This window comes from Bauldia sp. (genome assembly GCF_020442045.1).
In the GTDB taxonomy this organism is placed as follows: domain Bacteria; phylum Pseudomonadota; class Alphaproteobacteria; order Rhizobiales; family Kaistiaceae; genus Bauldia.
On record NZ_JAGRLA010000050.1, the window covers coordinates 1 to 26,272 of the forward strand.

The window sequence follows — 26,272 nt, forward strand, 5'->3', positions numbered from 1 at the left end:
CCATGCTGACCCCCGACATCAGCCAGGCGCCGAGGCTCTGTCCGCCGGTTCCGGTCAGCTTGATGGCGATCGTGTCCTCGGGCAGGCCGTCGAAGCCATAGCGCTTGGCGACTTCGCCCGAGAGCATGGCCCCGGCCGTCCGGTCGGTGTTGCCGATGGTCTCCTCGATGATCACCGGCTTGCCTTCCTCGAGGGCCGGGCGCGCCGCCTCGATCAGGCGGCGGTCGAGGATGTCCGAAATCGGATGATTCTGCTCCTCGCAGTGGTAGATGGCGACGCCGTCGCGCGGCACCGGCTTGTGGAACAGCCGGCTGAAATCAAGGCCCTTGGCCTTCCAGTGCTCGACGACCGCGGTGCGGTCGAGCATCTGCATCTGACCGACCATCTCGTCGAAGCTCCGGAAGCCCAGCTCGGCCATCAACTCGCGGACATCCTCGGCGACGAAGAACAGGTAGTTGACGACGTGCTCCGGCGCACCGGTGAAGCGCTTCCTCAGCACCGGGTCCTGGGTGGCGACGCCAACCGGGCAGGTGTTGAGATGGCACTTGCGCATCATGATGCAGCCGGCCGCGATCAGCGGCGCCGTGGCAAGCCCGAATTCATCGGCGCCGAGAAGCGCCCCGACCACGACGTCGCGACCGGTCCGGATGCCGCCGTCGACCTGTACCGCGATGCGGCCGCGCAGCCCCTCGTTGACGAGGGTCTGGTGGGTTTCCGACAGGCCGATTTCCCACGGGCTGCCGGCGTGCTTGATCGAGGTCAGCGGCGATGCACCGGTGCCACCCTCGTAACCGGCAATGGTGACATGGTCGGCACGCGCCTTGGCGACGCCCGCGGCGACCGTTCCGACGCCGACCTCCGAGCCGAGCTTGACCGAGATCGCGGCCGCCGGATTGACGTTCTTCAGATCGAAGATGAGCTGCGCGAGATCCTCGATCGAATAGATGTCGTGATGCGGCGGCGGCGAGATGAGGCCGACCCCGGGCGTCGAGTGGCGAACCTTGGCAATCACCGCGTCGACCTTGTGGCCGGGCAGCTGCCCGCCTTCGCCGGGCTTGGCGCCCTGGACCATCTTGATCTGGATCATGTCCGAATTGACCAGATATTCGGCGGTGACGCCGAAGCGGCCCGAAGCGACCTGCTTGATGGCGGAACGCATCGAATCGCCGTTGGGCAGCGGCTTGAAGCGGTCGGGTTCCTCACCGCCTTCGCCAGTATTCGACTTGCCGCCGATCCGGTTCATGGCGATTGCCAGCGTCGTGTGCGCCTCGCGGCTGATCGAGCCGAAAGACATGGCGCCGGTCGAGAAACGCTTGACGATTTCGGCGGCGGCTTCGACTTCCTCGAGCGGCACGGGCCGGCGTCCGTCTTCCTCCGCCGACCTGATGCGGAACAGCGACCGGATCGTCAGATGCTTGCCGTCGGCCTCGTTGATCAGCCGGGTGAATTCCCGATACTTGTCCGGCAGATTGCCCCGGGCCGCGTGCTGCAGGGCGGATACCGACGCCGGCGTCCAGACGTGAGCCTCGCCGCGCATCCGGAAGGCATAGTCGCCGCCGACGTCGAGCGCGTGGCGCAATACCGGCGAGTCGCCGAATGCCGCCGCGTGGCGACGCAGCGTCTCCTCGGCGATCGCCCTGAGATCGGCGCCTTCGATCGTCGTCGCCGTCCCCGTGAAGTAGCGCTGGACGAATTCCCTGGTCAGCCCAACCGCGTCGAATATCTGGGCGCCGCAATAGGACTGGTAGGTCGAGATGCCCATCTTGGACATCACCTTGAGGATGCCCTTGTCGATCGCCTTGATGTAGCGGGACACGACCTCCCGGTCGTCGACTTCCTCCGGGAAATCGTCCTTCATCGCCGTCAGCGTCTCGAAGGCGAGATACGGGTTGATCGCCTCGGCGCCATAGCCGGCGAGGACACAGAAATGGTGCACCTCGCGCGCTTCGCCGGTCTCCACGACGAGACCGACCGACGTGCGCAGGCCGACGCGGATCAGGTGATGGTGGACCCCGGCGGTAGCGAGCAGCGCCGGAATCGGCACACGCTCCGCGCCGACCGTGCGGTCGGACAGGATGATGATGTTGATGCCGTCGCGAACCGCCTTCTCGGCCGCCTTGCACAGCTCGTCCAGCGCCGCGCCCATGCCGTCGGGACCGTGGTCGGCGGGGAAGGTGATGTCGAGCGTCACCGAATCGAACGGGTTGTCGTCGAGCTCGCCGATCGCGCGGATCTTCTCGAGGTCCTCGTTGGTCAGGATCGGCTGGCGCACTTCGAGGCGCTTGCGCTGGCCCTGGCCTTCGAGGTCGAACAGGTTCGGCCGCGGCCCGATGAAGGAGACCAGCGACATCACCAGCTCCTCGCGGATCGGATCGATCGGCGGGTTGGTGACCTGGGCGAAGTTCTGCTTGAAATAGGTATAGAGCAGCTTCGACCGGTCGGAGAGTGCCGAGATCGGGACGTCGTTGCCCATCGAGCCGATGGCTTCCTGGCCGGTCGTGGCCATCGGCGTCATCAGCATCTTGAGGTCTTCACTGCTGTAGCCGAAGGCCTGCTGAAGATCGAGCAGGGTACCGTTGGCCGGCGGCGTGCGCGCCGCGACCGCCGGAAGATCCTCGAGAACGATCTGCGACCGTGCCAGCCAGTTGCGGTAGGGGTGATTCGCCGACAACTCGGCCTTGATCTCGTCGTCGTCGATGATCCGGCCGTTCTCGAGATCGATCAGCAGCATCTTGCCGGGCTGCAGGCGCCACTTCCTGACGACGCGGCTTTCCTCCACCGGCAGCACGCCGGCCTCCGAGGCCATGATCACCTCACCGTCGGCGGTGACCATGTAGCGGGCCGGGCGCAGGCCGTTGCGATCGAGCGTCGCGCCGACGTAGCGGCCATCGGTGAAGGCGACCGCGGCCGGGCCGTCCCACGGCTCCATCAGCGCCGCGTGATACTCGTAGAAGGCGCGCCGGTCCTCGTCCATCAGCGGGTTGCCGGCCCAGGCCTCGGGAATGAGCATCATCGCCGCCTGCGGCATGGAGTAGCCGCCACGGATCAGGAATTCGAGCGCGTTGTCGAAGCAGGCCGTATCGGACTGGCCTTCATAGGAGACCGGCCAGAGCTTCGAGATGTCGTCGCCGTAATAGGGCGATTCGACGGTCGCCTGGCGCGCTGCCATCCAGTTGACGTTACCCCGCACGGTGTTGATCTCGCCGTTATGGGCGACCATCCGGTAGGGATGGGCCAGCCGCCACGACGGGAAGGTGTTGGTCGAGAAGCGCTGGTGAACGAGCGCCAGCGCAGACTCGAACCGCGGGTCGTGGAGGTCGCGGTAATAGGCGCCGAGCTGATACGCCAGGAACATCCCCTTGTAGACCACGGTCCGGCACGACATCGACACGATGTAGAAGTCGTTGTCGAGGCCGCTATAGCGCTCGAATATCCGCGCCGAGATGACCTTGCGGACGATATAGAGCTTGCGTTCGAAGGCCTCCTCGTCGGCGACGTCGTCCGGACGGCCGACGAAGAGCTGGCGATGGAACGGCTCGCTGGCGCGGATTTCCGGTGCCTGGGAGAGGCAGCTGTTGTCGACCGGCACGTCGCGCCAGCCGAGAAGCGAGAGCCCTTCCCCGGCGACCGCCGCCTCGACGGTCGCGATCATCTCGGTGCGCAGCGCCTCGTCGCGCGGCATGAAGATGAAGGCGACGCCATAGCGGCCGAGCTCCGGCAGGGCGAAGCCGAGGCGTTCCGCCTCCGCCGTGAAGAAACGGTGGGGGGTCTGCACCAGCATGCCGGCGCCGTCGCCGACCAGAGGATCCGCGCCGACCGCGCCGCGATGGGTCAGGTTCTCGACGATCTTGAGGCCACTCTGCACGATCTTGTGGGATTTCTCCCGGCGCAGGTTCGCCACGAAGCCGACGCCACAGGCGTCGTGCTCGCGCATGGGATCATACAGCCCGGCGGCCTGGCGTCTCTTCGGCCAGCCGTTCGTCGCAAGCGACCGGTCCCCATTGGACGGCGCGCGCATCTGGGCGCTGTTCATCGTCGCTTTCTCCGTCATCGCCGTAACCCGATCCCCTCCAGGCCCACGATCCCCGGCATCCGATCGCAAGCCGCCGACTCTCCTTGGAAATCGAGCCGGGGCGATGCGGTGGACGCCCTGCATCAAACAAGGCACGTCTCCCCTCATCGGGAGACACGTCCATTTCACAGGAGCGCAGCGCCATGCGCAACTGGTCGGGCCGACCACGTGCGTAGGCGCTTCCAGACCGGTGCGCCTCTTCCCCCAGAGGTGACCCGCCCCAACTTGGACAGCATTCCTGTCCTATCGCTCTACATTGGCAGATTTCTGCCTGGCGGGCAAGATGGGCTCTGCCATTGCCGGCCTTCGCGGAATACGCGCCGCCGGCTCAAGCCTGCATCACAGGGGTGTGAGGCGGGCGTGCGAAATCCGTAACGTCCACTTGATTTTCTATTTACGGGGCATCCGGTCAATGTCGTCGGTGTCTCGGCGGCCACATGACGCGCCGGTCCGAGTCAGTCGAGCAGCTTGGGGTCGTTACACGGGCGGCACGCGCCGGTCCAGGATCATCGAACACCCGGGTCCAAACAAAGGGAAACTACTGATGTCCACTGCAAGAAACCTTACCACCGCTGTGCTGGCCGGGGCCGTCACCGCTGCGGTCGCTTCCTTTGCCGTGCCGGCCTCGGCCGCCGAAATGGAGAAGTGCTACGGCGTTTCGCTGAAGGGCCAGAATGACTGCGCCGCCGGCGCCCATTCCTGCGCCGGAACGGCGACGATCGACTATGACGGCCAGTCCTTCAAGCTGGTTCCGGCCGGTACCTGCACGGATATGGAGACGCCCTTCGGCCCGGGCAGCCTCGAGCCGATCCAGCGCCCGACCTGAGGCGGCGTGATCGGGGCCGGGGGGCCAATACCAGGACAAGGAGAGTTCGCCCGCGGGGTGAACGAAAAGGAGAGAAAGACATGTCGACAATCAGGAAACTCACTGTCGCGACGCTGGCCGGTGCGATGACGACGGCCATTGCCTCGCTCGCCGCGGCCCATACGTCCGGTCCGGACGAGACGAAGAAGATGATGGCCACGGGCGACTACGAGATGTGCTACGGCGTTGCCATGAAGGGTGACAACGACTGCGGCGGCAACGGCCATTCGTGTGCCGGAATGTCAACCGTCGACTACAGCGGCGCGGACTTCAAGCTGGTCGCCAAGGGCACCTGCACGTCGATGGAGACGCCGGACGGCGGCATGGGTACCCTCGAAGCCATGTAGGATGCCCCTTCCATCCGAACCCCGGAGGCCGCCTCGCGGCCTCCGGGTCCCCCGGCGCGGTGAGGCGGCCCACGGCCGAGGGGAGGTTGCCGGACATGCCGCCGCCAGTCCGGGTGAACGCAGATGCTTTCCCAGAATCCCGATTTCCACTCGTCGAGAATTCCATCTCGGGTCGGCGTCGGCCTCAAGCCCGAGCACTACAAGGCGATCCTCGGCGAGTCGCCGGACGTTGGCTGGTTCGAGGTGCATGCCGAGAATTACATGGGCGCCGGTGGCCCGCCCCACCGCTACCTGACCGCGATTCGCGAGCGCTATCCGTTGTCGCTGCACGGCGTCGGCCTGTCGATCGGCGCGGCGCATCCGCTCGATCGCGACCATCTCCTGCGGCTGAAGGCGCTCAACGAGCGCTACGAGCCGGGGCTGTTCTCAGAACACCTCGCCTGGTCGACCCATGACAGCGTCTTCTTCAACGACCTGCTGCCGATCCCTTACGACGAGGAGTCGGCGCGGCGCGTGTCCGACCATATCGACGAGGTCCAGGACACCGTCGGACGACGGATGCTGCTCGAGAACCCGTCCACCTATGTCGCCTTTGTCGAGAGCACGATCGGCGAGATCGAATTCCTCACGGAGGTGGCGAAGCGGACCGGGTGCGGGCTGCTGCTTGACGTCAACAACGTCCATGTGTCCTGCACCAACCAGCATTGGAACGCCACCGATTACATCAGCCGCTTCCCGGTCGAACTCGTCGGCGAAATCCATATGGCGGGCTATGCGCCGGAAGAGGACGATCACGGCGATCCGCTGCTGATCGATGCGCATGACCGGCCGGCCGACCCGGCGGTGATCGCGCTCTACGCCCACGCGGTGTCGCGCGCCGGGCCGGTGCCGACCCTTGTCGAATGGGACAACGACCTCCCCGACTGGCCGACGCTGTTCGAGGAGGCGCGGCGGGTGGAAGCCGTCTTGCTCGGCGCCGACACGCCGGAGGAAGCCGATGTTGCGCTCGCTGTCTGACGTCCAGGCGGACTTCGCGGCGGCCCTTCGCGACCCCGCCATCCCTCCGCCGGCCGGCGTCGTGGGCCCCGACGGCGGCCCGGCGCCAAGGCGCTTCGCGGTTTACCGCAACAACGTCCTGGTCGCGCTCGGTAACGCGCTGGCCGGCGCGTTTCCCGCGGTCGGTCGGATCGTCGGCGAGGAATTCTTCCGGGCGATGGCGCGCAACTATGTGCTCGAGACGCCGCCGACGTCGCCGGTGCTCCTCGACTATGGCGTCACGTTTCCGGATTTCATCGCGGGCTTCGAGCCGGCCGCCTCGCTGCCCTACCTGCCCGACGTCGCCCGGCTCGAACGCGCCTGGCGCGAGGCGTATCACGCCGCCGATGCAAAACCGCTCGGCGCGGCGGATTTGGCAGGAATCCCGCCGGAAGACCTGCCCGACGCCGTCTTTTCCCTCCACCCGTCGCTGCGGATCGTGCCGTCGCGCTTTCCGATCATCACGATCTGGCGGATGAATGTTTCCGATGTGCCGCCATCGCCGGTTGACTTTGCGGTCGGTGAGGATGCACTGATCGTCAGACCGGATGCGGAGGTCGAGGTACGAGTCGTGCCTCCCGGCGGTGTGGCGTTTGTCGACGCTCTGGCAGCCGGCGAAACCCTGGGATCGGCGGCGGTGATCGGAGAAGCATCCGACTCACGATTCGATCTCAGCGGCAACATTGCGGGCCTGATCAGTGCGGGTGCCTTTGTGGACTTCCGGCGCCAGCCGGAGCCAGCGCCATGGTGACATATCAAGAGGCGGCGCCTGCGGCGCGCGCACACTGGGCTGGCGGGGGCTACATGATCTTCATTCAGGCAATTGCGTCATTCGCGCTTCGGTTTGCCCTGGCCGTGCCGTTCTTCCGCTCCGGACTGGTCCGGTGGAACGGCTTCCTCGACCTGTCGCCCGCGACATCCTACCTGTATGAGAACGAATACAAGCTGAACCTGCTTGCCCAGCTCGGCTTCTTCAAGGAGGCGCCGTCGCTTCCCTATGCCGACATCCTCGCCTGGGCGGGGAGTTTCGCGGAGATCATCCTGCCGGCGGCGCTGGTCATCGGCTTTGCCACCCGCCTGTCCGCCCTCGGGCTGCTCGGCATGGCGATCGTGATCTTCATGGTCAATCCGCAAAGCTGGCCGAACGAGCAGCTTCCCTGGGCCGCCATGGCGCTCGGGCTCATCGCCTACGGTCCCGGCAGGCTGTCGGTGGATTTCCTGATCTGGGATTCCTGGAAGAACCGCTGATCAACCAAGGACGCGCTTCGGCGCGGCTCGAATCGGGCGGCCGATCATGATCTTTGCCAGCGACAATTGGGCGGGTGCCGACGAACGCATCGTCGAAGCGCTCGCCGAACAGGCCCGTCTTGGCGGGCCGGCCTATGGCGGCGACGCGCTGACGAAGGCGGTGGTGGATCGCTTTTCCGAGGTATTCGGGCGCGAGGTCGCCGTGTTCTTCGTCGGCACGGGAACCGCCGCCAACGCACTCGGCATTTCCGCCTATGGCCGGCCCGGCGGCATCGTCTTCGGCCATGCCCAGGCGCATATCAATGTCGATGAGGCCAATGCGCTGGAATTCCTCGGCGGGGTGAAGATCGTCGCGCTGGAGGGAGAGGGCGGCAAGCTCGCGCCCGGCGGACTGGCCGAGGCCATCGCGGCATATCCCGAACAGGGCTTCCATCACGGCCAACCCGTCGCCGTCAGCATCACCCAGGCCACCGAACTCGGTCAGGTCTACCTGCCGGAGGAGATCTCCGCGATTGCATCGGTGGCGAAGCGCCGGGGGCTTGCGCTCCACATGGACGGCGCCCGTTTCGCCGGCGCGGTATCGAGCCTCGGCCTGCCGCCGGCCGAGGTGACGTGGAAGGCCGGAGTCGACGTCCTGTCGTTCGGCGGTACCAAGAACGGATGTCTCGCCGCCGAGGCCGTGATCTTCTTCAATCCCGCCGATGCGCGCGATTTCGGCTTCATGCGGCAGCGAATCGGCCATGCCTTTTCGAAAGCCTGGTTCGTCGCGGCACAATTCTCGGCCTATTTCGACAATGACCGCTGGCTGACACTCGCCGGGCAGGCCAATGCCCAGGCGAAGCGCCTGGCGGAGGGGATACGGTCCTGCGACGAGGCCAGGCTGGCGCTCGAACCGGCCGCGAACGAAGTTCTGGCGGTGCTCGGGGCTGGACTGGACAAGCGCCTGAAGGCCGCGGGCGCGGTCTATCACCCGTGGTCGAGCGCGGGGCTGCCCGCCGCGTCGCTGCCGGGACCGGAGGAAGTGCTGGTGCGGCTGGTCACGTCCTTCCGGACCAGCGACGCCGAGGTCGAGCAACTCCTGGCGCTGCTTGGCGCCGGCTGAGCTTCGTGTCGCGATAAAGAAAGGGCGCCCGCATGGGGCGCCCTCCGATCGATGAAGATCGCGCGGATTACGCGGCGACCTTGGCCTCGACCTGCTTCTTGGAACTGCCGTTGATGGCGATCGTCCGCGGCTTCATCGCCTCGGGGATCTCGCGTACCAGCTCGATATGGAGCAGCCCGTTCTCAAGCCCGGCGCCACGCACCTCGACGTGGTCGGCGAGCTGGAAGCGGCGCTCGAACGAGCGGGCGGCGATGCCGCGATAGAGAACCTTGTTCTCGTCGCCGTCGGCCTGCTCCTTCTTCTCGCCCTTGACGGTGAGGGTGTTCTGCTTCGCCTCGATCGAGAGGTCTTCCTCGCCGAAGCCGGCAACCGCCATCGTCACGCGATAGGCATTCTCACCGGTCCGTTCGATGTTGTAGGGCGGGTAGCTCTGCGCCGTGGTGTCGAAATTGCCGAGCGAATCGAGCATTCCGAGAACCCGGTCGAAACCGACGGTCGAGCGATAGAGCGGGCTGAGATCGAAATTACGCATGGTGTGTCCTCCTTCCGAGCGACTATGGAAAAGAACCCGGGAACCCGCCGTTTTGGCCGGGTTATCAATGGGTTCCGCAGACCCGATTGGCGCCTGCAAAGCTCATCTGGGAATTGTCGCGGACGGAATCAAGACCCGTTTCCACCGCTCGCCGCCGGCAGATGAACCGAAAATGAATGGCGGTTTCGGACTGCGTTCAGAAGCGGTGGGGCATAGTCCGCGGCATTGGTTCGGTCGGTCGTCCAACGGGAATAGCCAAACCCGCTCCGGTCGTTCCTCAGAAGATGGGTCCGGTATCGTCCCGCCCCCCTCCGGTACCGGTACTCTACCTGCCGGCGGCGTCCTTCCAGGGCGCCGCCGGCTTGGTTTCCAGGTGGCGCTTGTGAAGCCCACGGCGCTGGCCTAATCAGGACATCCACACCCTTTCCGGCGGCGCGGATGGAACTCTACGGCATCGAAACCAACCCTGTTCCCGAAGGGGCGGTTGTCGGCGAAGTCACGGCAAGCGACGGAGTCCGGCTCCGATTCGCGCGATGGCAGCCGACGACGCGGCGCAGCGTCGGCACCGTCTGTCTGTTCCAGGGCCGCGCGGAATGCATCGAGCGCTATTTCGAGGTGATCGGCGATCTCCGGGGGCGCGGCTTCGCCGTGGCGACCGTGGACTGGCGCGGCCAGGGCGGCTCGGGCCGGCCGCTCCGCAACCGGAGCAAGGGGCACGTCGACAGCTTCGACGAATACGACCGGGACATGGATGCATTCATGCAGCAGGTCGTCCTGCCGGATTGCCCGCCACCATATTTCGCGCTGGCGCATTCGACCGGCGGGCTGGTCTGCCTGCGCTCGGCCCGGGCCGGCCACACCCGGTTTACCCGAATGGTCCTGGCGGCGCCCCTGATGGGGCTTGCCCGGAAGCGCCCGTCGCCGGCGATGATCCAGGCCGGCGCGGCGCTGATGACGGCCTTCGGTCTCGGCGAGCTCGACCTTTCGCGCGCGCATAACCACGCGATCGCCGAGAACGTCTTCGAGGATAATCCATTCACCGGGGATCCGGAGCGCTTCGCCCGCAACGCGGCGATCTACAAGCAGCTTCCGCAGGTGTCGATCGGCTCGCCGACCTTCGGCTGGCTTCACGCCGCCTGCAGGGCGATGGCGGAGGCCACGGAACCGGACTTCGCCCCGTCGATCGGGATCCCGACGCTGGTCATGATCGGCATGATGGACAGGGTGGTCTCGGTCGGTGCGGCCGAAATGCTGGCGGAGGAACTGCGCGCCGGGGCGCTGGTCATCCTGCCGGGCGCCCGGCATGAGCTGATGATGGAGCGCGATGCCGTCCGCGAGCAGTTCTGGGCGGCCTTCGACGCCTTCGTGCCGGGCTCCGGCTAACCGGCCAGGGTTTCGAGGAGCTGCTCGTGAAGCCGTTCGTCGCCTGATGCGGCAATCCGGCCACCGGAAGCGGCGGAGCCGCCGTCCCAGGTCGTGACGCGCCCGCCTGCCCCCTCGACGACCGGGATCAGCGCGACGATGTCGTAGCTCTGGAGGCCGGCCTCGACGACGATGTCCGCCTGGCCCGAGCCGACCATGCAATAGGCGTAGCAGTCGACCCCGTAACGGCCCATCCGGGCGGTCTTTTCGACCCGCTCATAGGCGATCCGTTCCTCCTCCGAGAAGAGGTGTGGACTGGTGGTGAAAAGCGCCGCCTCGGCGAGCTCGGGGCAGGGGCGCGTGGAGATGTCGCGGGCGCCGCCCGGCCCGGTGTACCAGGCGCGCTCGCCGTCGCCGGCATACCGCTCGCCGGTGAAGGGTTGGGCCATCATGCCGAATATCGGACGCCCGTTGTGGAGAAGGCCGATCAGCGTGCCCCAGACCGGCAGACCGGTGATGAAGGCCCTGGTCCCGTCGATCGGATCGAGAACCCATACGAAGTCCGCGTCCGCCCGGTCGGAGCCGTATTCCTCGCCGACGATGCCATGGTCGGGGAAGCCCGCCTCGATAAGCTGGCGCATTGCCGCCTCAGCCTGACGGTCGGCGGCGGTCACCGGATCGAAGCCGGAGGCCTTCTTGTTCTCGACTTCTACCCTTGCCCGGAAAAACGGCATGATCGAATCGGAGGCAGCGTTTGCCAGGCGATCCACGAAAGCGGGGAGGGCTTCAAGGTTCATCGAGAGGTCCCGGCATGGCTGCCCTGCGTGTGTTGCAGGTCATGTTGCTGCTCTGCAACATTTGATTCAACTATATGATCTGTCACGTTTATTTTGATCGGTTCGGGTTGCCAATCGCAAAATCGGGATGCCTGTGACAAACTGTGAGCGACAAACATCATCCGATCTCTTGATTTCGAGGTTGAGATAGCCAATTGTTGCAGTGCGGTAGCGATACCGCTGCCCTCCTTGGGCGTTTCCTCCCTAGACTTAGGCCGCTTCGGAAACGAGCGGCCTTTTTTTTGGCTACTCGGCCGCGTCGGGCAGGGAAAGCAGGCCAGACCCTATCGCGCCGGCAAGACCCTGAACGAAGATCGACAGGTCCTTTCGCAGCGGTTCGAAGCCGGCGGTTGGCTCCAGGCTGCGTTCATCCATGTAGAGGCAGCGTTTGACCTCGATCTGAAGCGCATGGACGCCCTGGCAGGGGCGGCCGTAATGCTCGGTGATGTGGCCGCCGGCATAGGGCTTGTTGCGGCTGACCGAATAGCCGAGCTGGGTCAGGATCTGGGCCGCCATGTCGGTCAGCTCGACCGCGCAGCTCGTTCCGTAGCGGTCGCCGATGACGATGTCCGGCCGCAACCGCCCGGCGCCGCCGCGTGTCGCCGAGGGCATCGAGTGGCAATCGACGAGGACGGCGAGGCCGAAAGCCGAACGGGTTCTCGCGACGAGATCGTGCAGGGCCTGGTGATAGGGCTTGTAATAGGCCTCGATGCGTTCGAGCGCCTCGGCGACGTCAAGCGGCCGGTCGTAGATTTCCTCGCTCTCCGAAACGATACGGGCGATGGTGCCGAGACCGCCGGCGACCCGGACGGATCGGACATTGGCAAAATCCGGGAGCCTACCGGAAAACATCTTCGGATCGAGCTCGTAGGGCTCGCGGTTCACATCAAGCCATGCCCGCGGAAAGTTGGCCCGCAACAAGGGCGCGCCCTGGCCGACCGCCGAGGCAAAGAGCTCGTCGACATAGGTGTCTTCCGAACAGCGGATGGTCCACGGGTCGAGGCGGGAGGCGGCCAGGAAGCTTTCCGGATAGACGCGACCGCTATGCGGCGAGTTGAAGACCAGAGGCACACACTGCTGGTCCGGCGACAGGATCTCGAAAGCAGGTGTCGCGGGGGGATCGTTCGGTGTCGGCATCAGGCGGTTTTCGGGCACCGTCGATATGGAGCGGGGATGTTGCCAATTTCGGCCCGGCGTGTCCACAGCCTCGCAAAGTCCTTGCACTCCCGCGTTCACGCGATCTTTACTCTGGAATCGCTATTCCCGGGGTGGAATAACCGGAGCCGAAACGCGCCCATGACGAGAATCCTCCTCGCCGAAGACGACAATGATATGCGCCGCTTCCTGGTGAAGGCGCTGCAGAATGCCGGCCATGACGTCGTGTCGTTCGACAATGGCCAGTCGGCCTATGAAAGGCTCCGCGAAGAGCCATTCACCCTGCTGCTGACCGACATTGTCATGCCGGAGATGGACGGTATCGAACTGGCCCGCCGGGCGACCGAGCTCGACCCGGATCTCAAGGTGATGTTCATCACCGGCTTCGCCGCCGTTGCGTTGAACCCCGAGTCCAACGCGCCGCCGGCGGCCAAGGTGCTTTCGAAACCGTTCCACCTCAAGGACCTGGTCAACGAGGTCGAAAAGCTGCTTGCCGCCTGAATACCGTCGATCATCGGGGGGCGGCGCTTGACAGCGTTGGTGCCGGACCATAGGTTCCGCCCGGATTTCTCAAGGCCATGCTCGGCATGGTCGATCGAGCCGGCCATAGACCCATGAAGATTCGCAATTCACTCCGTTCGCTGCGCAAGCGTCATCGCGCCAACCGCCTTGTCCGGCGGAAAGGCCGCGTCTTTGTGATCAACAAAGCCAATCCGCGCTTCAAGGCCCGCCAGGGCTGAGGCGTCGCCGCGCACGCGATCAATCCATCACGACGGCTTGTTTTGACGACCGTCCGGGGCCGGCGCTAGTCTGCCGGGATGCGGAGGATCGCGCTCGTTCTTGCCTGTTTTTTGCTGACCGCCCCGGGCGGCGTCGCCGCACGGGCGGAGGAGGGCCCTGCGACCGCCACGCCCGGCGAAGAGACGCCGGCCGTCGCGCAGCCGACCAGGGCCGAGCGGATCGACGCGCTTCTTGAAACCCTGCGTAGCAGCGAGGACGAATCCGAGGCGAGACAGGCCGAACGGGAGGTTCTCAGCCTCTGGCTCGAATCCGACAGCGATACGATCGACCTGCTGATGGACTGGGCGCTCGGCGCCATGCAGGAGAAGCGCTATCCCCGTGCGCTGGACTTCCTCGACCGCGTCATCGTCATGCGACCCGACTATGTCGAGGGGTGGAACAAGCGCGCGACGGTGTATTTCCTGATGGATGACTACGGTCAGTCGATCGCGGATATCGGGCGGGTGCTGGAGCTCGAGCCCCGGCATTTCGGCGCCTTGAGCGGCTTCGGGATGGTTCTGCAGGCGCTGGGCGACGACGCCCGGGCAATGGCCGCCTACCGGGATGCGCTGGCGATCGACCCGCATCTCGATACGATCAGGGACGCGCTCGACGAGCTCGAGGCCAAGGAAATCGGCGAATCGCTCTGACGACGCGGGGGGTCAGGTCTTCAGCGAATCGCCGCCATGGCTGCCGATGAAGGCGATCCGCAGCATGTTGGTCGCGCCCGGCGTGCCGAGCGGCACACCGGCGGTGACGATGATGCGCTGGCCGGGGACGGCGCCGCCTTCCGACGAGGCGACCTGACAGGCCCGGTCGACCATCTCCTCCAGCGTGCCGGGCTCCTGGCCCGATATGCAATGCAGCCCCCAGACGATCGACAGGCGTCGCGCGGTCGCGGCGATCGGCGACATGGCGATGATCGGGGTCAGGGGCCTTTCGCGTGCCGCGCGGACCGCGGTCGCGCCCGACGCCGTGTAGCAGCAGATCGCGGCGAGGTGCAGTGTCTCGGCGATCTGCCGGGCGGCGGCGGAGATCGCGTCCGCGCCGGTCGCCTCGGGCTCGGTTCGCTGGGCGTAGATGATGCTGGGGTAATTCGGATCGCGCTCGACCTCGATGGCGATCCTGTCCATTGTCGCCACGGCCTCGACCGGAAAGGCTCCGGAGGCGGATTCAGCCGAGAGCATGATCGCGTCCGCGCCCTCGAAGACGGCTGTGGACACGTCCGAGACCTCCGCCCGGGTCGGCACCGGGGCGGTGATCATCGATTCGAGCATCTGGGTGGCGACCACCACCGGCTTGCCGGCGTGGCGCGCGGCGCGGGTAATCTGCTTCTGGATGCCCGGCACCCGTTCGAGCGGCATCTCGACGCCAAGGTCGCCGCGGGCGACCATCAATGCATCCGCCTGCTCGATAATCGCGGCCAGCCTCTCGACAGCCTGCGGTTTCTCGATCTTCGCCATCACGGCGGCGCGGCCCCGCGAAACCTTCTTCACCTCGGCAAGGTCCTCAGGCCGCTGGACGAAGGACAGGGCTATCCAGTCGACCTCGGCATCGAGCGCCGCATCGAGGTCGGAGCGGTCCTTCTCGGTCAGCGCGCTCAAGCCAAGGGTCGTGTCCGGGACGCTGATTCCCTTGCGGTCGGAAAGCGAAACGCCGGCCTCGATGAAGGTCGTGGCGCGGGTCTTGGTGGATTTTTCCACGCGCAGCCGGACCTTGCCGTCGTCGAGCAACAGCCGATGTCCGGGCTCGATCGCCTCGAGGATTTCCGGATGCGGCAGATGGACACGCTCGCCGTCTCCGGGCTTCGGATCGGAATCGAGGACGAACTTGTTGCCCGGCGTCAGATCGATCTTGCCCTTCGCGAAAGTCCCGATCCGCAGCTTCGGGCCCTGAAGGTCCGCGAGGATGCCGATCGGCCGCTCGCCTTCCGCTTCGATCGACCGGATGGTGTTGACCATCCGCCGAAGGGTCGGATGGTCGGTATGGCTCATGTTGATTCGAAAGACATCCGCGCCCGCGTCCGAGAGCGCCTTGATCTTTGCCTTGTCCGAAGAGGCCGGTCCGAGAGTTGCAAGGATCTTGACCTTGCGCCGCCGTCTCATCGGCCCCCCGTTCCGGTCGCGTCCGGTTCGGTCAGTTCGACAGTCCAGCTTCGCTGTTCGCCGGTGTCGACTTCGAAAAAGCCCGTCTTCTCAAATCCGCGCGCCACGCAATCCTCGATACCGTGAATGGTGAACATCTTGTCACGGGTGCACATGGCCGCCTTGCCGCCCCAGACGCCCCCCTGATCATAGTCAATTGCGTAAACGTAGTAGAAGCGGGATACAAGTGGGCCGGCCATCAGAGTTTCACAGCTGCTGGCGTCGACGTTCCACCATCCCTCGGTGGTCCAGCGCTTGTCTTCCTTGTATCCGATGGCGATGCCGACGCGGCTGGTCGTCTTGTTGCAGAGGCGGAGACCGCCGGCGGTACTTTCGGCGGTGAGACTGCCGGAAACGCCGGCCGGGACCGCGCCCGCCTCGAGCAGCCGGATTTCGGCCGGGCCGTCCTGGCGCAGCATGAAGAAAGCACCCGTCGCGATTGCTGCCAGCAATACGATGCTGGCGGCCACGATCGCCTTCCGGTGCCATGAATTTTGAGCGTGCAATCGCATCGGATCGAAGTTTGGCGAACCGGTTATCAGGCGTTTCCAGAGACGTTCTTATCGCGCGACGGGTTTTGCCCTGTCAACGCGTGGGCGGTTGATTTCATCGTCGTCTCGTTATCCCGGAAATTGGAATCGTGCAGTGAGTTTGGTCACTTACACCGGTGAAGGCGGCAGCATCATGGCTGACTTGCCGGGCGCGCGGCATAGATGCCGGCGAGGATGAGGGCCGCGCCTGCGATCTGCATCGGAACGAGGGATTCGTCGAGGAATATCCATGCCAGCGCGGCAGCGACGAGGGCGCTGAGAAAGGTGACGAGCGACGAGAAGGCCGCCGGCAGGTGGCCGAGCGAGAAGGCGAGAAATCCCTGTCCGCCAGCGTGCCCGAGATAGGAGAGGGCGACGAGCGCGGCCGCGCCGCCGAGACCGGGTGGAACGAGGACGTTCCCGGCGATCAGCGACGCGACGAGAAGGATGGGCGCGGTGATCACCGAGGTCATGAAGACGATCCGGCCTGTTCCGGCCTTCCGCCTGGCAACGCGGAGCGCCATGAAATAGGCACCGAAGAAGACGGAGGTGACGATCCCGTAGAGATCGCCGTCGAGGTTCTCGGACGCGAAGGAGTAGCTCGACCCGAGAAGTGCGACCACCCCGCCGAGGCAGAGCAGCAACCCGAGGACGCCGCCGCGGCCGACCTTCTCGCCGATGAGCAGGGCCGATCCGAGCACCACCCATACCGGCGCCATCAGCGCGAAGAAGGAGGCGTTGGCGACGCTCGTATTGAGAATCGCAAGATGCCAGACGAGCAGGTCTCCAGCGAAGACGAGGCCGGTGACGAGGATGGCCGGTTCGATCCGGTAGACGGCCGCCGGCGGCTCGCCGCGCCGCCGGGTTTCGAGCTTCGCCCAGAGCCACAGGACCGGCAGCGCGGCGGTCACGCGCCAGAAGGCGCTGGCGAAGGGGCCGACCTCCGCGAGGCGGACGAAAAGCGGCGCCGAGGCCATCGTCAGAGTGCTGAGCAGCAGGGCGCCGAAGGGAAGCGCCAATCCGGCCGCGGCCGGGGCGGCCTCGGAGCCGGTTGCGGGGGACTGTGTCATCGTGGCGCCCTTGATCCTGGCCCCTCCTATGGCACAGAAAGCGACACGTCACTAATATCGAACGCCATGGACATGGTTTCGGACGCGGCGGGCGGCGCGATCGGCGAGGATGAGACGTTTCATCCCTTCGCGACGATCGAGGGCAATCCGGCCCAGGGCATCATTTTTCTCTGCGACCATGCCGAGAACCGGCTGCCGCCGGCCTACGGGACGCTTGGGCTGCCGCCCGGCGAGTTCCGGCGCCACATCGCCTACGACCCGGGGGCGCGCGCGGTGACGCACGGCCTTGCACAACGCCTCGGTTCGCCGGCGGTGTTGACGACCTTCTCGCGCCTGCTCATCGATCCCAATCGCGGCGATGACGACCCGACCCTGATCATGCGGATTTCGGACGGCGCCGTCATCCCCGGCAACCACCGCGTCGATGCCGCCGAGCGGGCCCGCCGCCTGGCGCTCTATCACGCGCCGTATCACGCCGAGGTCGACCGCGTGATCGAGCGTTCCCTCGCTGTCGGCACGGTGCCGATCCTGGTTTCCGTCCACAGTTTCACTCCGGTCTGGAGGGGCCGCGGACGACCGTGGCAGATCGGAATCCTCTGGGATGCCGACCCGCGGGTGGCAAAGCCGATGGTCGAGGCCCTGGCCGCCGATCCCGATCTGGTCGTCGGCGACAACGAGCCCTATTCGGGGGCGCTGATCCGCGACAGCATGTATCGCCACGGCACCCGCCGCGGGCTCGCCCACGGCCTGATCGAGCTGCGGCAGGACCTGATCTCGGACGATCGCGGCGCGGAGGAATGGGCCGATCGGCTTGCGCCGGTCCTGGCCGCGCTCAACACGGAGCCTGACCTGCATGTCATCCGGCATTACGGCTCGCGGTCGGGAGCGGTCGACCCCATCTAGGACACGGGACCGGGAAGGAGCCAAGGCCATGTCGGACCACGATGACAGCACCAGGACGATGCTCGAGGCGGCCGCCTTCCGACGGCTCGTGGCGCATCTGCGCGAGCGGAGCGACGTCCAGAATATCGACCTGATGAACCTGGCCGGCTTTTGCCGGAACTGCCTGTCCAACTGGTACCGCGAGGCGGCCGAGGCAGAGGGGATTGCGATGGACAAGGCGACCTCACGCGAGATTGTCTACGGCATGCCATACGAGGAATGGCGCGCGCGCTACCAGCGCGAGGCGACGGCCGAGCAGCGCGCCGCCTTCGCCATCAACAAGCCGGATCACTGAGTCCATTTTCGCTTCGCGCGACCTTGACCCGCGGCGTTGGCCGGGGCAATCAGCGTGGCCGACCCAACCGAGAAGGAGAGCCGAGGCAATGGCCGACACAGGTGGCATCGCAGCCGATCAGATCCGGTCGATCATCGAGCGCATCGAGCGGCTCGAGGAGGAGAAGCAGGCGCTCGCCGATGACATCAAGGAGGTCTATGCCGAGGCGAAGGCGAACGGCTTCGACACCAAGATCCTTCGTCAGGTCGTGAGGATTCGGAAGCAGGATACGGCCGAGCGGCAGGAGCAGGAAGCACTGCTCGACCTCTATCTGCATGCTTTGGGAATGCGATCCGACTAGGACGTGGGCATCGCTTGCGGATCCGACCACGGACATGCAAGGCGCAAGCAACGTCGCAGGATGGTCATGGAGGCCCGAAGAACGCCATAGGCACCAAGGGAAGCCGGCGCGGATGACCTGCTACTGCAGCTCGGCGGTGCTGGCCAGATCGACGACCTGTGGCGTCGGGAGACTCTCCGAGGCGAAGCGGTCGGTGCGCAGCGTGGCGGCGTCGACCTGCGGCTCGAAGTGCGCGGCAAATGTGGCGCCGGGCTTGTCGAGGAGTTGGGGCGAACGACCGAAGTCCGGCATCGTCAGGAGAGCGTAGCGCTTTTCGCGGGTCGACGGCGTGGCGATCCACAGGCGCAGGCCCTGGGTATCGAGCTTGGTCAGCGTCAGGTCGGCATGCATGACCTCGCCGTATACGACCGTCACAGTGCGCTTCTCCGCACCCCCTGATTCGCCGACCGGCGAGGCTGCGGCGCCGGCGAGACGCATCGGGCTCGTGTGCGGAACGACACCCGAGGTGACGATGGCGTCCGCCGCATCGGTGCCGTCGGACGGAGCATAGGCCAGCACCGGCGGAACCGGAACATCGATCCGGTCGTTGCTGTCGCGGAGAACGGCGGTGGTGATCGCGTCGGCGCGCAGCGGCCGGCTGAGGTTCACACCGACATTGACCGTCGACACCACCGCGGTCGGCTCGATCGGCAGGGAGGCCGACTGGGACGCCGGGCGCTCGAGCTGCTGGCGCTCCAGCAGGGCAGCGATCAGGTCATCGGGAGCTCTGGTCGCCGGCGTGCCATGGGCGGTTTCGAAAGCGATCATCTGGGCCACCGGATCGACCGGCTCGGCCGGCCTGGCGGTGGCCGCGAAACGCTCGCCGAAGGAGAGCGGGCCGGCGGCTTCGTCGGCCGGAGGATAGGCAAGTATCGAAGCGGCGTCGGCGGCCGGGTCGGTCGCACCAAAAGCGACCAGGGTGGCATCCTGCAACGCGCGCTCCGGGGCGACGCGCGGAGTGGGGACTTCATCGGCGACAGCAACTGCGATCGGGGCGGCGCCATCCGTCGGCGCGGTGACAATTCCCCGCGCCTGGCGCGCCTTGTAGGCGGCGAGCGCCTCGGCGTAGCCCGGCAGGGGCTTGCCGTCGCTGGGAACGTGAAGCGTGTGGCCGTTCGGGAAGACCTTGACGAGCTGGCTGCGCGACATCCGCGGCCAATGACGGACCGAACCGGTGTCCATGTGGACGAAGGGTGATCCGGAACTCGGATAGAAGCCGACGCCACCGGCCTGCATCCTCAGGCCGATCGCGCGCAACTGGGCGAGATCGACACCCGGGATGTAGAAATCCAGCGCCTTGCCCTTGGTATGCTGGCTGTTCTGGGCGACGCCTTTCGACCGGCGGCGCAGCATGGCGTTGGTCTCGGGCGCGCGGTATCCGCAGATGACGGTAATGGGACGGCTGCTGCCGGTCTGCTGGTAGACTTCCCAGACCAGGTCGAAGAGATGGGGGTCCATCTTGATCGGCTGGTTGCGACGCCAGTCGCGCAGGAACCTGTTCAGTTCGGCAAGACCGGCCGGATCGTAGGAGCCGTTGCGCTTGAAGACGATGGTCGCGCGCTCTTTGGTGTGGGCATTGTAGAGATAGAGAGCCCGGTCTTCCGCGGAGGCGGCATGTCCCGAAACCGCGAAACCAACCAAGGCCGTGGCGCAAGCACGAGAAAGCAGCCGTACAAGCCGGTGCCCCCGAATACCCCTGAGCTTCACCCCGTCAATCCCCAAAACCCGTCGCCGTCCTTGCCCGTGACTGGACTATTCTACAGCGCAATATCGCGCGACAAAGTTAACGTCGCTTTACCAAAAGGGGGATGGTGCGCCCTGTCCCGACCCCGTCTTCGTCGCACTGACTCGACTAGGGCTGAAACGTGGCATTTACGGGGCAGGTTGGCAACCGGATTTCTCTGCCTTGTTGCTGAATTTTCAGTTTAATCCCAGCGCCTTCGCAACCCGCTTGTCGTGGCCGTAGATGTCGTTGCGGGTCTGCAGGACGCCACTCTCGTCGACCCAGGCGGTGAAATAGGTGATGTGAACCGGAATCTTCTCCTCGAGGTTCACCCAGCGCTCGCCGCCGCCGACCATCTTCCTGAGCCTGGCGCCGTCGACCTGGGCCGAATCCGCGAACAGGGCCTCGGCGAAGTCCCAGGGGTTCTGGACGCGGACGCAGCCATGGCTGAAGGCGCGCGAATCGCGGTCGAACAGGCTTTTCGACGGCGTGTCGTGGAGATAGACGGAATACTTGTTTGGAAACAAGAACTTGACCTGGCCAAGCGCGTTCCGCGATCCCGGCGGCTGCTTGATCCGTATGTTGTTCATGTTCACCTTGCGCCAGTTGATCGAACGCGGATTGACCGCGCGGTAGCGCCCGCGGATGTTGGCGTAGACCTTGTAGCCGCCGAGGCCGCTGCCGGCGCGGAGCCGGGGCAGCATTTCATTCCGCGCGATCGATGCCGGCACATTCCATACCGGGTTGACGACGACGTGCTCCATTTCGTCGGAGAAGATCGGCGTCTGGTTGGCCGTCTTCCCGACCACGACGCGCGTCGTGTAGACGACGGCGCCATCCTTGTGGATTTCGACGTTGAATTCGGGAATGTTGACGCGGACGTAATAGGCGCCGAAGTGACGCGGCACCCAGCGCCAGCGCTCCATGTTGGCGAGGATCGTCGTCACATTGTCGACGGGGCCGCGATTAAATGCCGCGACCGTCCGGTTGCCGACGAGTCCGTCCGGCCTGAGATGCGACGATTTCTGGAAGTCCTTGATCGCGGCGACGACGTCCTCGTCGTAGACCTGCGGGTCCTCGACATCGGTGGCGATCCCGAGCCGCTGCCTGATCTCGACGATGCGCGGGTCGCTCATCCCCGGCTTGATCAGTCCGCCGGAGGCGATATCCGGCTTGGCTTCTTCCCGTTCGCGATTCCGCTCCTTCACGAGTTCGGCGCGGAGAAGCCTGAACTCCTCCTGGGGCGGATTATAGGCCTCAAGGGTCGCCGCCGGGTCGGATGAGGCCGAAACCAGTCCCAGAACATCGGCCGCGGCAAGCCTGGTCGGCTCGTAGCCGAAATTCGCGCTGATCGATTTTGGCGCGACACGGCCGGAATAGGCATCCCGTGCATAGTCGACGACCGCCTGGCTGAGTACGAGATCGGCCGCTGCGAGCTTCGACGGATCGACCGCGATGTAGACGCCGATATTCTGCCAGGGAAGCTGGTAGGCCGACGCGTCAAGCCCGTCGTCGTCGGCCTGTTTGATGCGCGCCATGGCCGCACGGGCTGAATCGGTAAGCTTACCGTCTTCGATCCAGACGAAGGCGAAGTCGCGGTCCTGATAATAGGCGATCAGGTCCTTGACGTCGTCCTTGTGCACCAGCCCGTCGTCGACCGCGCTCGCGAGCGCCGCTTCCATCGCAACGGCGCGGGCATCCGGAACACGGTGATAGATGGCATAGGGGACCGGTGGTTCGGTCCGGGTCGCCGCTGCCGCGTCGGTCTTCACCGGCGACGCCAGGGCAAGCCCGGTCGACAGGCACAGCGCCGCGGCACCGGCGAAAGCCCTGTATGGAGAACCAACGATCATGGAAGAGCCTCGTCTCAATGAGCCACGGGAGGGCGGTGCACCTGGTCGCAAAAAAGACCAACCGATGCCGTATTTCAACCGTATTCGCTCTTGGTAAAGATCATTTTATCGAGAGGAAACGGTCATTCGGCGGCGATTCCGGGGCCTGGCTCGGATATTCCGAGATCCTTGAGCTTCCGGTAGAGGGTCGACCGTCCGATGCCAAGCTTTCGCGCCACCATCGTCATCCGTCCCTCGTAGCGCTCCAGTGCCAGCCGAATCATGTCCTCTTCGATCTCGGCGAGCGGACGGACGTCGCCGCCCGGGTCGAAGGGGTCGAAGCCGCCCGACGCCTGTTCCGGCCCGGCAGTCGCCGGTGCCTCGTCCGCAAGGGTGATCTCGCGGGCCGTCACCGGCGGGGAGGAGGCCGGTCGAGCCTGCGCCGGCTGGCCGCCGTCGACAAGCGCGGCGATCTGGGGAAATTCCTCCGGCGTCAGCATTGCGCCATCGGCCAGCACGACCGCCCTGAACACGGCATTCTCCAACTGCCGGACATTCCCCGGCCAGTCGCAGCGCAGGAGCAGGTCAAGCGCTCCGGCGGTCACGCCGCGGATGGCGGATTTTCCCTCCTCGGCGGCAAAACGGGCGGTGAAGTGGCGGACCAGCTCGGGAATGTCCTCCCTGCGCTCGCGCAACGGCGGCACCCGGACCGGAAAGACATTGAGGCGATAGTAAAGGTCTTCGCGGAAATGACCTTGCTTGACCAGATCGATCAGGCTGCGATTGGTGGCGGAGATCAGCCGGAAATCGATGCGGCTCGGGCGACGGGCGCCGACCGGGTCGATCTCGCCGTCCTGGAGGGCGCGCAGCAGCTTGACCTGGACATCCGCCGGCAGTTCGCCGACCTCGTCGAGGAAGAGCGTCCCGGTATGGGCTTCGCGGAACTTGCCCGTGTGCTTCTCGGCCGCCCCGGTGAAGGCACCCTTCTCGTGGCCGAAGAGGATGCTTTCGACGAGATTGTCGGGGATGGCCCCGCAATTGACGGTGACGAAGGGCTTCGACCGGCGGTCGCCGGTGCCCTGGATGGCGCGGGCGATCAGCTCCTTGCCGACCCCGGATTCGCCCTCGATGAGGATCGGGATCTGCGAGGTGGCGGCGCGTTCGCCAAGCTGGATGACGCGCTCCATCGCCGGGCTGCTGGTGATGATGTCGCGGAAGGTCAGGGTGCCGCTGGCGGCCCGCCTGGCGCGGGCAAGCTCGCCCTCCAGGGCACCGAGCTTCAGCGCATTCCCGATCGAGACCTGAAGCCGTTCGGGCGAGACGGGCTTGACCACGAAATCGGCTGCACCGGCCCGCATTGCATTGACCACCGTATCAATTCCCCCATGGGCGGTCTGGACGATCACCGGGGTCTGGCGATCCATTTCGCGCAATCTTGCCAACACCGCCATGCCGTCGAGATCGGGCATCATCAGGTCGAGCACGATCAGCGCGAGGCTGTCGCCGTCCGGCCCGGAGATGCGCGCGAGCGCTTCCCTTCCGCCGTCGACCACGACCGGCCGGTAGCCGAATCGTTCGATGGCGGCGGATAGGAGCCGACGCTGGACCGGGTCGTCGTCGACGACAAGGATTGATACGGACATGGTAGCGGGATGATCGGACCACGCAGTTAACGGCGTGCTAATTGCCCGGAATCCGGTGTGCATCGTGGGGAAAGTCCCGATCTCCGGTTGCCTCCCGCGAGACCGGTGCGAACCGGCGGGATCGATTCGGCTTTCGCCGCCCGGGCGGTTGATTTGCGGCGGGGTTGGTGGCCACTATCGAATCGTCATTCACAACAAGCGATCCAGCCATGGCTCCATCCGATCCGTTCGCCTCCCCCGTCACCGACACGCCTTATGGCGAACTCCCGGACTGGAATCTCGGCGATCTCTATTCCGCTCCTGATGCGCCCGAACTGACCGCGGACCTGGCGAGGGCGCTCTCGGACTCGGTTGCGTTCGAGGAGCGCTACAAGGGCAAGCTCGGCGAACTGGCGACGGGCGAGGAGGCGGGCAAGCAACTGGCCGAGGCGGTGGCGGCCTTCGAGGCGCTGGAGGACCTGCTCGGGCGGATCATCTCCTATGCCGGCCTGCTTCATGCGGGCGACACCAGCGATCCGGTCCGCTCCAAATTCTATGGCGACGTCCAGGAGAAGATCACCGCGGCGAGCTCCCATCTGCTGTTCTTCCAGCTCGAGCTGAACCGGCTCGAGGACGAGGCGCTCGAACAGGCAATGGCGGAGCCGGCGCTCGGCCACTACCGCCCCTGGCTGGAGGATATCCGGCGGGACAGGCCCTATGAGCTCGAGGACCGGGTCGAACAGCTCTTCCACGAAAAGTCGGTGACCGGCCGCGGCGCCTGGAACCGGCTCTTCGACGAGACGATGGCGAGCCTCCGCTTCGAGATCGATGGCGAGAGCCTGGCGATCGAGCCGACGCTCAACTTCCTCCAGGATCCGGACGGCGCGAGGCGGAAGGCCGCGGCCGAAGCCCTCGCGGCGACCTTCAAGGACAATCTCCGCCTCTTCACCCACATCACCAACACGCTTGCCAAGGACAAGGAGATTTCCGATCGCTGGCGGGGCTTCAACGATGTCGCCGCGTCACGCCATCTCGCCAATCGGGTCGAGCCGGAGGTCGTCGATGCGCTTGTCGCTGCCGTGCGGGACGCCTATCCGCGCCTGTCGCACCGCTATTACGCGCTGAAGGCCAAGTGGTTCGGCCGCGACCATCTCGACCATTGGGATCGCAACGCGCCGTTGCCCGATGTGCCGAGCCGGACGATCCGCTTCGACGAAGCGCGCTCGACGGTTCTCGGCGCCTATGGGCTGTTCTCGCCGGACATGGCCAACATCGCCCGCCGCTTCTTCGACGAGCGCTGGATCGATGCCGGGGTCCGGCCGGGCAAGGCGCCCGGCGCCTTCTCGCATCCCACCGTGCCAAGCGCCCATCCCTATGTGCTCCTCAACTACCAGGGCAAGGTGCGCGACGTGATGACGCTCGCCCACGAGCTCGGCCATGGCGTCCATCAGGTGCTCGCCGCGCCGCAGGGCGCGCTGATGGCGCCGACGCCGCTGACCATGGCGGAAACGGCGAGCGTCTTCGGCGAGATGCTGACCTTCAAGTCGCTGCTGGTCGAGACGACCGACCCGACCGAAAGGAAGGCGATGCTCGCCGCCAAGGTCGAGGACATGATCAACACGGTTGTCCGGCAGATCGCCTTCTACAGCTTCGAGCGGGCGGTCCATATCCGGCGTGCCGAGGGGGAGCTGACTGCCGAGGATATCTGCGCGGAATGGATGAAGGTGCAGGCCGAGAGCCTCGGTCCGGCGATCAGGCTGCAGCCCGGCTACGAGGTGTTCTGGAGCTACATCCCCCACTTCATCCATTCGCCCTTCTACGTCTATGCCTACGCCTTCGGCGATTGCCTGGTGAACTCGCTCTACGCGGTCTACGAAGACGCGGCGGCGGGGTTCCAGGAGAAGTATCTCGCCATGCTCAAGGCGGGCGGGTCGAAGCACCACAGGGAGCTGCTGGCGCCTTTCGGCCTCGATGCCAGCGATCCCGATTTCTGGAGCAGGGGGCTCGGCGTGATCGACGGGCTGATCGGGGAGCTCGAGGCGATGGAGAAGGCTCCCGCGGACGGGTAGGGGGCCGCCTCCGACAATGCTCCGGATCGAGAATGAGAAGCGGCCGGCGCCTGGGCGCCGGCCGCTGTTCCGTCAGGCCGCGTTTCGGACGCGGCGGATGCCGCCTAGAGGTCGAAGTCGCTGGCGCTCATCTTGTGGACGTCGACCATCAGGACCGCCTCGGCCTTGGCGTCGTTGTCGGTGTTCAGCTTGACCTTGCCGTTCTTGAAGCTGACCTGGCCCTTCTTGGTGAACTTGTCGTCACCGATATACTTGAAGGCATTGTCGCCTCCGCCCGGCTTGGCGTCGATCGCGCTGAGGTCGATGATGTCGCCCTCCTTGCGATTGAAGTC

25 protein-coding genes are annotated in these 26,272 nt (G+C 65.7%); 14 read left to right on the forward strand and 11 right to left on the reverse strand.

The features are described from left to right. Nucleotides 1-4,018 (reverse strand): glutamate synthase large subunit (gltB, locus tag KDJ86_RS05790; RefSeq protein ID WP_521085261.1); only part of this gene is annotated, 4,018 nt, incomplete at its 3' end. 598 nt (nucleotides 4,019-4,616) lie between these two features. On the opposite strand from gltB, the gene KDJ86_RS05795 reads away from it, so the two are divergent. The 6 genes from KDJ86_RS05795 (at nucleotide 4,617) to KDJ86_RS05820 (ending at nucleotide 8,669) form a co-directional block, all read left to right on the forward strand. Then, entirely contained in the window at nucleotides 4,617-4,898 is a 282-nt protein-coding gene (locus KDJ86_RS05795) for a BufA1 family periplasmic bufferin-type metallophore (RefSeq protein ID WP_291743893.1), read from the forward strand. An 80-nt stretch (nucleotides 4,899-4,978) separates the two neighbouring features. After that, a complete protein-coding gene (locus KDJ86_RS05800; protein ID WP_291743895.1) occupies nucleotides 4,979-5,284 on the forward strand; it encodes a BufA1 family periplasmic bufferin-type metallophore in 306 nt (101 codons plus the stop codon). 123 nt (nucleotides 5,285-5,407) lie between these two features. Continuing rightward, nucleotides 5,408-6,301, forward strand: coding sequence for an MNIO family bufferin maturase (gene bufB / locus KDJ86_RS05805; RefSeq protein WP_291743896.1), 894 nt, complete (start codon nucleotides 5,408-5,410; stop codon nucleotides 6,299-6,301). Continuing rightward, nucleotides 6,282-7,070: an HvfC/BufC N-terminal domain-containing protein gene (locus KDJ86_RS05810; protein ID WP_291743898.1), complete on the forward strand. Its 789-nt coding sequence runs from the start codon at nucleotides 6,282-6,284 to the stop codon at nucleotides 7,068-7,070. Before bufB ends, KDJ86_RS05810 begins: the two co-directional genes overlap by 20 nt. Continuing rightward, on the forward strand, nucleotides 7,064-7,567 hold the full coding sequence (locus KDJ86_RS05815) for a DoxX family protein (RefSeq protein ID WP_291743899.1): 504 nt from the start codon (nucleotides 7,064-7,066) through the stop codon (nucleotides 7,565-7,567). Before KDJ86_RS05810 ends, KDJ86_RS05815 begins: the two co-directional genes overlap by 7 nt. Nucleotides 7,568-7,613: 46 nt before the next feature. Beyond that, the gene (locus tag KDJ86_RS05820) at nucleotides 7,614-8,669 is read left to right on the forward strand and encodes a threonine aldolase family protein (protein WP_291743901.1); all 1,056 of its coding nucleotides are present in this window, start codon (nucleotides 7,614-7,616) and stop codon (nucleotides 8,667-8,669) included. 67 nt (nucleotides 8,670-8,736) lie between these two features. Here KDJ86_RS05820 and KDJ86_RS05825 read toward each other — a convergent pair whose 3' ends face one another. Next, a complete protein-coding gene (locus tag KDJ86_RS05825; RefSeq protein ID WP_291743903.1) occupies nucleotides 8,737-9,201 on the reverse strand; it encodes an Hsp20 family protein in 465 nt (154 codons plus the stop codon). Nucleotides 9,202-9,639: 438 nt separating this feature from the next. On the opposite strand from KDJ86_RS05825, the gene KDJ86_RS05830 reads away from it, so the two are divergent. Then, a complete protein-coding gene (locus KDJ86_RS05830; RefSeq protein ID WP_291743905.1) occupies nucleotides 9,640-10,584 on the forward strand; it encodes an alpha/beta fold hydrolase in 945 nt (314 codons plus the stop codon). Here the strand turns inward: KDJ86_RS05830 and hisN are convergent. Together hisN and KDJ86_RS05840 are read right to left on the reverse strand one after the other, a co-directional pair. Continuing rightward, the gene (gene hisN / locus KDJ86_RS05835) at nucleotides 10,581-11,360 is read right to left on the reverse strand and encodes a histidinol-phosphatase (protein WP_291743906.1); all 780 of its coding nucleotides are present in this window, start codon (nucleotides 11,358-11,360) and stop codon (nucleotides 10,581-10,583) included. The two genes, KDJ86_RS05830 and hisN, sit on opposite strands and share 4 nt — an antisense overlap. A 285-nt stretch (nucleotides 11,361-11,645) precedes the next feature. After that, on the reverse strand, nucleotides 11,646-12,536 hold the full coding sequence (locus KDJ86_RS05840) for an N-formylglutamate amidohydrolase (protein WP_291743907.1): 891 nt from the start codon (nucleotides 12,534-12,536) through the stop codon (nucleotides 11,646-11,648). Nucleotides 12,537-12,695: 159 nt separating this feature from the next. Between KDJ86_RS05840 and cpdR the strand changes: the two genes are divergently transcribed. The 3 genes from cpdR to KDJ86_RS05855 all read left to right on the forward strand — a co-directional run bounded on the left by cpdR (nucleotide 12,696) and on the right by KDJ86_RS05855 (nucleotide 13,984). Further along, the gene (cpdR, locus tag KDJ86_RS05845) at nucleotides 12,696-13,055 is read left to right on the forward strand and encodes a cell cycle two-component system response regulator CpdR (protein WP_291743908.1); all 360 of its coding nucleotides are present in this window, start codon (nucleotides 12,696-12,698) and stop codon (nucleotides 13,053-13,055) included. A 113-nt stretch (nucleotides 13,056-13,168) separates the two neighbouring features. Continuing rightward, nucleotides 13,169-13,294 carry a type B 50S ribosomal protein L36 gene (ykgO, locus tag KDJ86_RS05850; RefSeq protein WP_291743920.1) on the forward strand — a complete coding sequence of 42 codons (126 nt, stop codon included), beginning with the start codon at nucleotides 13,169-13,171 and terminating at the stop codon, nucleotides 13,292-13,294. A 78-nt stretch (nucleotides 13,295-13,372) separates the two neighbouring features. Next, nucleotides 13,373-13,984, forward strand: coding sequence for a tetratricopeptide repeat protein (locus KDJ86_RS05855; protein ID WP_291743909.1), 612 nt, complete (start codon nucleotides 13,373-13,375; stop codon nucleotides 13,982-13,984). Between the two features lie 12 nt (nucleotides 13,985-13,996). Here KDJ86_RS05855 and pyk read toward each other — a convergent pair whose 3' ends face one another. The 3 genes from pyk to KDJ86_RS05870 all read right to left on the reverse strand — a co-directional run bounded on the left by pyk (nucleotide 13,997) and on the right by KDJ86_RS05870 (nucleotide 17,078). Next, a complete protein-coding gene (pyk, locus tag KDJ86_RS05860; protein WP_291743910.1) occupies nucleotides 13,997-15,439 on the reverse strand; it encodes a pyruvate kinase in 1,443 nt (480 codons plus the stop codon). Then, a complete protein-coding gene (locus tag KDJ86_RS05865; protein ID WP_291743921.1) occupies nucleotides 15,436-15,897 on the reverse strand; it encodes a DUF1036 domain-containing protein in 462 nt (153 codons plus the stop codon). Before KDJ86_RS05865 ends, pyk begins: the two co-directional genes overlap by 4 nt. A 263-nt stretch (nucleotides 15,898-16,160) precedes the next feature. Next, nucleotides 16,161-17,078, reverse strand: a complete 918-nt coding sequence (locus KDJ86_RS05870) for a DMT family transporter (protein WP_291743911.1) — start codon at nucleotides 17,076-17,078, stop codon at nucleotides 16,161-16,163. 66 nt (nucleotides 17,079-17,144) lie between these two features. Here KDJ86_RS05870 and KDJ86_RS05875 point away from each other — a divergent pair, with 66 nt between their 5' ends. The 3 genes from KDJ86_RS05875 (at nucleotide 17,145) to KDJ86_RS05885 (ending at nucleotide 18,655) form a co-directional block, all read left to right on the forward strand. Next, nucleotides 17,145-17,981 (forward strand): N-formylglutamate amidohydrolase, encoded by an 837-nt coding sequence (locus KDJ86_RS05875; protein WP_291743912.1) that lies wholly within the window; start codon nucleotides 17,145-17,147, stop codon nucleotides 17,979-17,981. Nucleotides 17,982-18,009: 28 nt separating this feature from the next. Beyond that, a complete protein-coding gene (locus KDJ86_RS05880; RefSeq protein ID WP_291743913.1) occupies nucleotides 18,010-18,315 on the forward strand; it encodes a DUF1244 domain-containing protein in 306 nt (101 codons plus the stop codon). Between the two features lie 88 nt (nucleotides 18,316-18,403). Further along, nucleotides 18,404-18,655 carry a DUF2312 domain-containing protein gene (locus tag KDJ86_RS05885; protein ID WP_291743914.1) on the forward strand — a complete coding sequence of 84 codons (252 nt, stop codon included), beginning with the start codon at nucleotides 18,404-18,406 and terminating at the stop codon, nucleotides 18,653-18,655. Nucleotides 18,656-18,775: 120 nt separating this feature from the next. Here KDJ86_RS05885 and KDJ86_RS05890 read toward each other — a convergent pair whose 3' ends face one another. The 3 genes from KDJ86_RS05890 to KDJ86_RS05900 all read right to left on the reverse strand — a co-directional run bounded on the left by KDJ86_RS05890 (nucleotide 18,776) and on the right by KDJ86_RS05900 (nucleotide 23,892). Beyond that, on the reverse strand, nucleotides 18,776-20,335 hold the full coding sequence (locus tag KDJ86_RS05890; RefSeq protein WP_291743915.1) for a peptidoglycan L,D-endopeptidase MepK: 1,560 nt from the start codon (nucleotides 20,333-20,335) through the stop codon (nucleotides 18,776-18,778). Nucleotides 20,336-20,614: 279 nt separating this feature from the next. Then, a complete protein-coding gene (locus KDJ86_RS05895; protein ID WP_291743916.1) occupies nucleotides 20,615-22,270 on the reverse strand; it encodes a L,D-transpeptidase family protein in 1,656 nt (551 codons plus the stop codon). 122 nt (nucleotides 22,271-22,392) lie between these two features. Further along, complete coding sequence (locus KDJ86_RS05900; RefSeq protein ID WP_291743917.1) at nucleotides 22,393-23,892, reverse strand: sigma-54-dependent transcriptional regulator; 1,500 nt, start codon at nucleotides 23,890-23,892, stop codon at nucleotides 22,393-22,395. 209 nt (nucleotides 23,893-24,101) lie between these two features. On the opposite strand from KDJ86_RS05900, the gene KDJ86_RS05905 reads away from it, so the two are divergent. Next, nucleotides 24,102-25,940 (forward strand): M3 family oligoendopeptidase, encoded by a 1,839-nt coding sequence (locus KDJ86_RS05905; protein WP_291743918.1) that lies wholly within the window; start codon nucleotides 24,102-24,104, stop codon nucleotides 25,938-25,940. Between the two features lie 104 nt (nucleotides 25,941-26,044). Here the strand turns inward: KDJ86_RS05905 and KDJ86_RS05910 are convergent. Then, the coding region (locus KDJ86_RS05910; protein WP_521085260.1) for a hypothetical protein at nucleotides 26,045-26,272 on the reverse strand (228 nt) is incomplete at its 5' end.

What these genes read in the sequence shown, in the direction of transcription:
- bufB (WP_291743896.1), top strand. Translation starts at nt 5,408, where the DNA reads ATGCTTTCCCAGAATCCCGATTTCCACTCGTCGAGAATTCCATCTCGG.
- KDJ86_RS05800 (WP_291743895.1), top strand. Translation starts at nt 4,979, where the DNA reads ATGTCGACAATCAGGAAACTCACTGTCGCGACGCTGGCCGGTGCGATG.
- KDJ86_RS05855 (WP_291743909.1), top strand. Translation starts at nt 13,373, where the DNA reads ATGCGGAGGATCGCGCTCGTTCTTGCCTGTTTTTTGCTGACCGCCCCG.
- KDJ86_RS05875 (WP_291743912.1), top strand. Translation starts at nt 17,145, where the DNA reads ATGGACATGGTTTCGGACGCGGCGGGCGGCGCGATCGGCGAGGATGAG.
- hisN (WP_291743906.1), bottom strand. Translation starts at nt 11,360, where the DNA reads ATGAACCTTGAAGCCCTCCCCGCTTTCGTGGATCGCCTGGCAAACGCT.
- KDJ86_RS05865 (WP_291743921.1), bottom strand. Translation starts at nt 15,897, where the DNA reads ATGCTGCGCCAGGACGGCCCGGCCGAAATCCGGCTGCTCGAGGCGGGC.
- KDJ86_RS05905 (WP_291743918.1), top strand. Translation starts at nt 24,102, where the DNA reads ATGGCTCCATCCGATCCGTTCGCCTCCCCCGTCACCGACACGCCTTAT.
- KDJ86_RS05830 (WP_291743905.1), top strand. Translation starts at nt 9,640, where the DNA reads ATGGAACTCTACGGCATCGAAACCAACCCTGTTCCCGAAGGGGCGGTT.
- KDJ86_RS05870 (WP_291743911.1), bottom strand. Translation starts at nt 17,078, where the DNA reads ATGACACAGTCCCCCGCAACCGGCTCCGAGGCCGCCCCGGCCGCGGCC.
- ykgO (WP_291743920.1), top strand. Translation starts at nt 13,169, where the DNA reads ATGAAGATTCGCAATTCACTCCGTTCGCTGCGCAAGCGTCATCGCGCC.
- KDJ86_RS05885 (WP_291743914.1), top strand. Translation starts at nt 18,404, where the DNA reads ATGGCCGACACAGGTGGCATCGCAGCCGATCAGATCCGGTCGATCATC.
- KDJ86_RS05900 (WP_291743917.1), bottom strand. Translation starts at nt 23,892, where the DNA reads ATGTCCGTATCAATCCTTGTCGTCGACGACGACCCGGTCCAGCGTCGG.
- KDJ86_RS05895 (WP_291743916.1), bottom strand. Translation starts at nt 22,270, where the DNA reads ATGATCGTTGGTTCTCCATACAGGGCTTTCGCCGGTGCCGCGGCGCTG.
- KDJ86_RS05880 (WP_291743913.1), top strand. Translation starts at nt 18,010, where the DNA reads ATGTCGGACCACGATGACAGCACCAGGACGATGCTCGAGGCGGCCGCC.
- KDJ86_RS05820 (WP_291743901.1), top strand. Translation starts at nt 7,614, where the DNA reads ATGATCTTTGCCAGCGACAATTGGGCGGGTGCCGACGAACGCATCGTC.
- KDJ86_RS05825 (WP_291743903.1), bottom strand. Translation starts at nt 9,201, where the DNA reads ATGCGTAATTTCGATCTCAGCCCGCTCTATCGCTCGACCGTCGGTTTC.
- KDJ86_RS05810 (WP_291743898.1), top strand. Translation starts at nt 6,282, where the DNA reads ATGTTGCGCTCGCTGTCTGACGTCCAGGCGGACTTCGCGGCGGCCCTT.
- cpdR (WP_291743908.1), top strand. Translation starts at nt 12,696, where the DNA reads ATGACGAGAATCCTCCTCGCCGAAGACGACAATGATATGCGCCGCTTC.
- KDJ86_RS05795 (WP_291743893.1), top strand. Translation starts at nt 4,617, where the DNA reads ATGTCCACTGCAAGAAACCTTACCACCGCTGTGCTGGCCGGGGCCGTC.
- KDJ86_RS05815 (WP_291743899.1), top strand. Translation starts at nt 7,064, where the DNA reads ATGGTGACATATCAAGAGGCGGCGCCTGCGGCGCGCGCACACTGGGCT.
- KDJ86_RS05840 (WP_291743907.1), bottom strand. Translation starts at nt 12,536, where the DNA reads ATGCCGACACCGAACGATCCCCCCGCGACACCTGCTTTCGAGATCCTG.
- pyk (WP_291743910.1), bottom strand. Translation starts at nt 15,439, where the DNA reads ATGAGACGGCGGCGCAAGGTCAAGATCCTTGCAACTCTCGGACCGGCC.